This window comes from Rhizobium sp. 22-785-1, assembly GCF_053521965.1.
Map to the genome: position 1 here is coordinate 1 of NZ_JBNWDI010000020.1, position 5,945 is coordinate 5,945.

A 5,945-nucleotide genomic window follows, 5' to 3' on the forward strand; every position below is an offset into this window, starting at 1 on the left:
TGATCTGTTCTTCTGTAAAACGATTGCGCTTCATTCCCTGGTCCTCTCAATGGGCCAGAGCTTACTTCAAAATGGATTATTTCAACGGGGCAAGGTCAGTCGGATTACCTCTTCCAAGCTCGCTTGTTCAGGCAATACGTCAATATAGTCCCAACCGTGTCGACCACGTGAACTTGGCTTGCGGCACGGATAGCCGCAGGCAGACACTGCCTCTTACTTACCTGCCAAAGGGGTTCGACTTGCCGTCCCACTCAAGCGGATTAGTGCTTGAAGCCTGTGACGCGGGAGCACTCGTTGGAGGTGTCTGGTTGTCGTCCTTTGGGCGGAACCTTGGCGCGAAGTGGGGCAAAAGCAGTCGCGCCCATGATCGCGTGATCTTTGATGATTCCTCGGGGCAGCGCGCGGCCCTTTCTTTAGGCAAGAGGCCCCCGTCCACGATCGCTTGGTTGTTTTCTGGGTCACGGCCATAAATCACGCAAAGCAGGTTGAAATAGCGTTGTGCATCGAGTGAGTGTTCGTCCGCGAACGTCGCCATATCCGGCGACTGCATCATCTGACTATTAACTTTAAACCACACAGAGGCCAATTGGAGAACGCGGGCGATGTCGTGCTGTGTCTCATTCGCGCTGACATTCATCAGGAGCAACGTCGCTGCCAGTTGATCGACAGAGTCTTCTTCTCGCCCAACGGCCGGCAGGTCCAGCAGATCGATAACGGCATGGCCGGATTCATGTAGCGTGATGAACCGCAGGTTATTCCGCACAAATTCGACGGTTAGCTTGTCTGGATCGGATGCACCCTTTGACAAAGCTTTACCCATTTCAAGCAGATGGTCTATCAGTTCGTAACACACGAAGATTGCGCTGTTCTTGCTGTCGTAGAAGGCATTAATGGTCCCGCATTCTCTTGTCACATAATTTAATGGACGCGGGGTGACGAAAATGCCGTCGATCGCATCGATCTCTGGAATATTGAGAAACAGATGCGTTCTTTTGGCCCATTCAAATGCATAATCATACTTTGAATTCTGAGGAGGGAAATAGTGGTAGACAAATCGTAGACCCTTGCCATCTTCTGTTACCAGAGAGCCGTTAGACGGCGGAGGTAGCGCGCCCTCTTTCTGTTCTACTAAGCTACCATCTTCTTTAGTTTGTGATGTTTTTTCTGCTGTCCCCTTATCAGGCTGGGTCTGCTTACTAGTCTCCGTAGCCTGGCTATTAGGAGCTGGCTGTTGTTTGCTTTGGGCATCCTGTTTCGTTAGCTGCAGGAGCATAGGATAGCTAGGCTTGCCAGCCGCAACGTCCCGACCAAAGGGATAAAAGCTGTTCGAAATCATGACGGAAATGTTTTCAGCCGCTTTACTGGGCTCGTCAGCGTTCCAGCTGAAGTCATACCCCTTGATCTCATTACCGCGTTGCTCGAACCTCGAATAGAATTTTCGATCACCCGATATTCCGGAGAGGATGAACCAGTTTGATCGCTTAAGCTGATAGGTGACTGTCGTATCTTTAGCGTTGGCAAGCGAGTTATAAAAATCGTTCAGGGCACCTTTGGACGCATCCCGGAAACTCACCGTCTTAAGAGCGACCCTACCGTTTTCTGAGGACAGGTCTTCACCGCCGACCTTGTTTGCTGTTCGTTCCGTCAAAAGACCTGCAGGGTATGAAATGCTTATACCAGTTAATGATCGATCAAGTGGCTGCCAATCCAATTGTTCTTGAAGGGTAAGGGCCGCCCCGCCCAAATCTAGTGCATCCTTGGGCGAAAGCCTGCCTGTCCCTGGCCTATTATTTTCACTCTGGTACTTTGCAAGCGCTTCCCTTGTCTTGGAGCCGAATGTGCCGTCGGCGAAGCCATTGTAAAAACCCAAGAGGGTTAGTCCCTCTTGTACCAACTGTTTCTCCCATACGTTCAGACTTGCTTCGATATCAGCACCTGCGCCATCACCGGGAGGCTGTTGTGCGAAAGAATTGCCAACGGTGAACGATGCGGAGATGACAGCTATGGTTGCAAAAAGCATGAAGGCGCGGACGGAGGCTATCAATCGAATGGTCATGCAGTGCGACTCCAGATCATGTCGGGACCGGTGTGTTCGAATGTTTGTCTAGCAGGTGGGCACATTGAACGACTATGAAGCCCCCGCGCCGGTAGTTGCCAGAGAGACACTTTTTGCACAAACGCTCCTATAACCAACCAAAGTATTCATATCTCACAATCAGATGTAAAGAATATAACCAGCGAGATGACACCCCCTTACCAGAAATGGCACAATGTTCAATAACCTAGCTTTGCGTCGAGTGGGTGTGAGTGCGTCACCTTTTGAAGGAACGACTGATGGTTGGAAAGGCGTTAAGCCGTAAGCGTTCAATTCATCGCAAACACCAATTGACCACCGTTCAATTAAACATTATTAACTCTTTCTCGTGATCCTGCAACCGCATGTTGCTAATATGAGGTTGTTGCGGTAGCCGAATTTGTTCATTGCGTCGAGAGCCGAGACCTCGTCTTGGCGATGGAAAAGGCGAAGACCTATGAGAATTGCGTTCATTGCTTTGGTCGGCATCGCGCTGCAGGGCTGTACTGGCTCTCCAGTCTCAAATCTTTTGACGAACCAGCGTTACGAGACCACTTCCGATGCGACAGCGTCTTGGGTGGGTGCGTCCGAGGATAGTCTTGTAATGTCCTGGGGGTCGCCAAAGAGCAGCTATATGATGAATGATGGCTCGAAAGTTATCACCTACGAAGATATCTGGGTCGCGAACACGAGGAGCTCAGCGGAATGGGGATGGGTTCCCGACTACGCTCGCTGCGAAAAGCGTTTCTTAGTTGAAAACGGCGTCATTACACGATGGTATTCTTCAGGTGAGTGCCCGAAGCGTCCACGAGGAGCGAAGTTGATTTCTGCAAGTACACCGGTGCCAAAGCCCACAATGTGACGCTGTGTACCGAAATTGTCCGGTAGCAACAGCAGTATGAATTTTTGGCACCACGTCCCGGCTGCTAATCTAGTTTCCACTGCGAGCCCATTTTTTTTTATGCACAGGAGAACGATATTGGTGCGGTTAATCCGAATCTTCCTTACTTCAGTTATCCTTGGCCCATTGTTGTTAGTAACTGGCCCCTCATTGGCTTTCGCCCAAAGCCAAGATTCTCCTGCTTGCGCTGAGCCAGCATTCGATCAGTTTCTTCGCCGCTTTGGTCACGAGATCTCGTTCCAGGAAAAATCAGTTGCGGATCCACTTGAGAGCGATTTTGTCGATCCAACTGCTGAGCCTGAACCGAAAACAGTCAGCAACCAAATTCCATTGGCGGAGGTGGAGTGGCCCGTCGTTGCCGACCTGACGATGCTAAAGAAGTCAGGTCATGAGATCGAAATCTCGGATGAGCCTGGGGGTATCAAGAAGGTTTTAATCCGCAAGCCTGACACGGGTGATCAGCAGTCCTACTACTTCGCGCGCAGGCCATGCTGGCAATTGGTTAAAATGTCCGACGAGTCCCTCTAGATTCAGGCGCAGGCGTTGATGAGTCAAGGACGTTCCCAGAGACGTGCTGAGCAGACTGATAGATTTGGGATCCTCTTAACTCCACCGATCAGGAAGTAAGAAATGAAGCGCAAGCATTTATGCTCCCCGATAAAGGCCCTCTTCATCTTGGTGACTGCTACCCTCGCAGCGGCATTAAATGCGGGTTTCGCGCTCGCCCAGACGGCTTGTCCATCCGGCGTAGCCGCAGGCTCTGCCGCCTGCCTTCCGGACGACGACGGAGGCGGCGAAGGAAGGGATTACCCTACCGGTCGTTGGATAAAGACATGGGGGGGCGTTCGTCAGTTCGAATTCGGCGCATGGTGCTTGGACTTCCACTCAGGCATTTAGCAAGCAAGAAGCTGTCGATGTTGCTCTACGTAAGTGCCGGCAAATGACCGGCGCGAACGATTGTGTTGTTGACGTTACGTATTTTAACCAGTGCGCGGCAGTAGCGGGCGTACCCAAAGGAGTTGGTGTCTACTCGAATACTGGGAAGGATGAGAGCATCGCCAAGGCCCGGGCTGTGACATACTGCCAAAAGGAAACCGGCAAAAAATGCGAGGCAATGTTTGCTGAATGTTCGGATCCAGTTTTTGAGAAGTTCTGACAGTTCGGTCGCGTACTAGGTCATCGAATGCGACATCTCTCCCCTTTCATCAATTCGGCAGGTGCTCAGTGGGCAGTCAATAAATTGTCGAGAGGTTGGCGACCATGAGTCGTAATGCGGCCATTACCGAGGACCAAGTAGGAGGTGATAGCTACTTTACTCTCACGGTTGGCGGCAGCTTGGAACGCTCGCTATCGCGACCTTGCGCCTGCAACGCCGTTTTTCGCTCGGTTAGAACCGAGTTTTCTGTAACTTTGCATAAACAGCGAGCAGCGATCATGGCACGAGACACCGTTAGACGCAGTCACCGGTGGGTCAAAATTGTCTATTTTCCCCTTGGGTTTTTCGCATCCTGCGAGCTTGGTCTCTGGGGCACGATCGAAACACTTCCCATACTCCAGAAAGCCGCATTTGAGGTTGATCAAGACGGTTTCCTTTATGCTCTGTCCTTCCTATTGCCTTTCATCCTTTGGCCGATATATTTTGGAGTATGTGCGCTTGCTTGCACTTGGGCATTTTTCTATTTGAGGCAGTCGCCCAGATTTTTGAAGATTGTCACCGCGATCTTTGCTGCGCTATCCGCAACCTTCTTCTGCCATATTTTTTCTTGACGATGAGGTTGATGAGGGGCTGGAGAAATACTGTCACTCCTGCTGATATACCTCGCGGAAGGTCGTCACGGACGGCGCGGCAACTTTTGAACGACAAGTTCAGTTCGCAGCCAATCGCTAAGAAGCCCTAAGGAACTCGTTGCGATGGCCCATGACGGAATATCCAGAGCGCGGATTGAAAATGCAGCATGACCAGGCTCACCTTTCTCGTGCGGTTTCCCTCGCTAGCGGTCGCGACACCGGTTGCCGTCGTGGCCGCAATTCTGATTGCAGCTATGTTCGGTTACCGCCTTGAGATTGACGCCATCGGGTTGCGCTTTGACAAACGTGCCGCTCCGCTTTCTCTGGAAGCGGCTCAGCGATAAGGTCAATCGATGGAGCTGCGAGTGGTATGTCTCGCGAACCAATTCTGCAGCTACTCAGCCACATATCCTCACGATCGCAGTGCGCTGCGGTTTCAATCAGTTAGCCTCCTCTAGGGCCAGAATACTCGTGAGTCGCTCGTTCACATCCCATCAAGGCGAAGGCTACTGTCGTTTCGTACCTTCCTTCATGTCATCATGGTCAGATGTAACAGTGTCCGCTTGTCCCTGGACCTTGGCGGAGACCCTTCGCATGGTGTCGCGTATACGGTCGCTCAGAAGTCTGACGCGCGCAGTTTGCCGGGTGTCGCTGTGGGTTAGGAGCCATACATCGCCGGTGTGTATTACCGGACTGCCTGGGACACGCGAGAGCAGCGGGTCTGCATCGCCGACAAAGCAGGGTAGCAATGTGATGCCCATGCCCGCGCGCGTGGCGTGCAGCCTCGACCGCATCTCGGAAAAGCGGACAGGCGTGGCAGCCATTTCGATCTCTCCCGGGATCCAATCGAGAGGAACAAACTCGCCAGGTCCTAGCAACCAGGCCAAAGGGGATGAAACGTCGCTGAGCCGGTCACGGCGTCGGTAAAACGCTGTGTGGAATCCGCAGAGCCTGCTTCCGTAGAGGTTTTCCGGAGGCGACGTCTTTCCAAGAACGACGCGCAAAGCCACATCCGCCTCTCGGTTGCTCAGGTTGGCAACCGTCCCCGTTCCGATGATTTCGAGCGCGATGTCCGGATAGGTGGTGACCTTGCCCCGTTGAAATAATCCATTTTGAAGTAAGCTCTGGCCCATTGAGAGGACCAGGGAATGAAGCGCAATCGTTTTACAGAAGAACAGATCA

Annotated in this window: 4 protein-coding genes and 1 pseudogene; 3 read left to right on the plus strand and 2 right to left on the minus strand. The window is 52.1% G+C overall.

Annotation, left to right across the window (positions count from 1 at the left end):
- Positions 1–217: 217 nt before the first annotated feature.
- Positions 218–2,056 (minus strand): DUF4344 domain-containing metallopeptidase, encoded by a 1,839-nt coding sequence (locus ACQZ5M_RS21050; RefSeq protein WP_449080801.1) that lies wholly within the window; start codon positions 2,054–2,056, stop codon positions 218–220.
- Between the two features lie 997 nt (positions 2,057–3,053).
- Between ACQZ5M_RS21050 and ACQZ5M_RS21055 the strand changes: the two genes are divergently transcribed.
- The 3 genes and pseudogenes from ACQZ5M_RS21055 (at position 3,054) to ACQZ5M_RS21065 (ending at position 5,107) form a co-directional block, all read left to right on the plus strand.
- Entirely contained in the window at positions 3,054–3,503 is a 450-nt protein-coding gene (locus tag ACQZ5M_RS21055) for a hypothetical protein (protein WP_449080802.1), read from the plus strand.
- A gap of 322 nt (positions 3,504–3,825) precedes the next feature.
- Positions 3,826–4,131: pseudogene (locus tag ACQZ5M_RS21060) on the plus strand (DUF4189 domain-containing protein); the annotation flags it as partial.
- A gap of 799 nt (positions 4,132–4,930) precedes the next feature.
- Positions 4,931–5,107, plus strand: a complete 177-nt coding sequence (locus ACQZ5M_RS21065; RefSeq protein ID WP_449080803.1) for a hypothetical protein — start codon at positions 4,931–4,933, stop codon at positions 5,105–5,107.
- Positions 5,108–5,269: 162 nt separating this feature from the next.
- On the opposite strand, the gene ACQZ5M_RS21070 is transcribed toward ACQZ5M_RS21065, so the two are convergent.
- The coding region (locus ACQZ5M_RS21070; protein ID WP_449080804.1) for a LysR substrate-binding domain-containing protein at positions 5,270–5,945 on the minus strand (676 nt) is incomplete at its 5' end.

Bases quoted from the DNA above. Each gene is read 5' to 3' on its own strand.
- ACQZ5M_RS21065 (WP_449080803.1), top strand. From the start codon at position 4,931: ATGACCAGGCTCACCTTTCTCGTGCGGTTTCCCTCGCTAGCGGTCGCG.
- ACQZ5M_RS21050 (WP_449080801.1), bottom strand. From the start codon at position 2,056: ATGACCATTCGATTGATAGCCTCCGTCCGCGCCTTCATGCTTTTTGCA.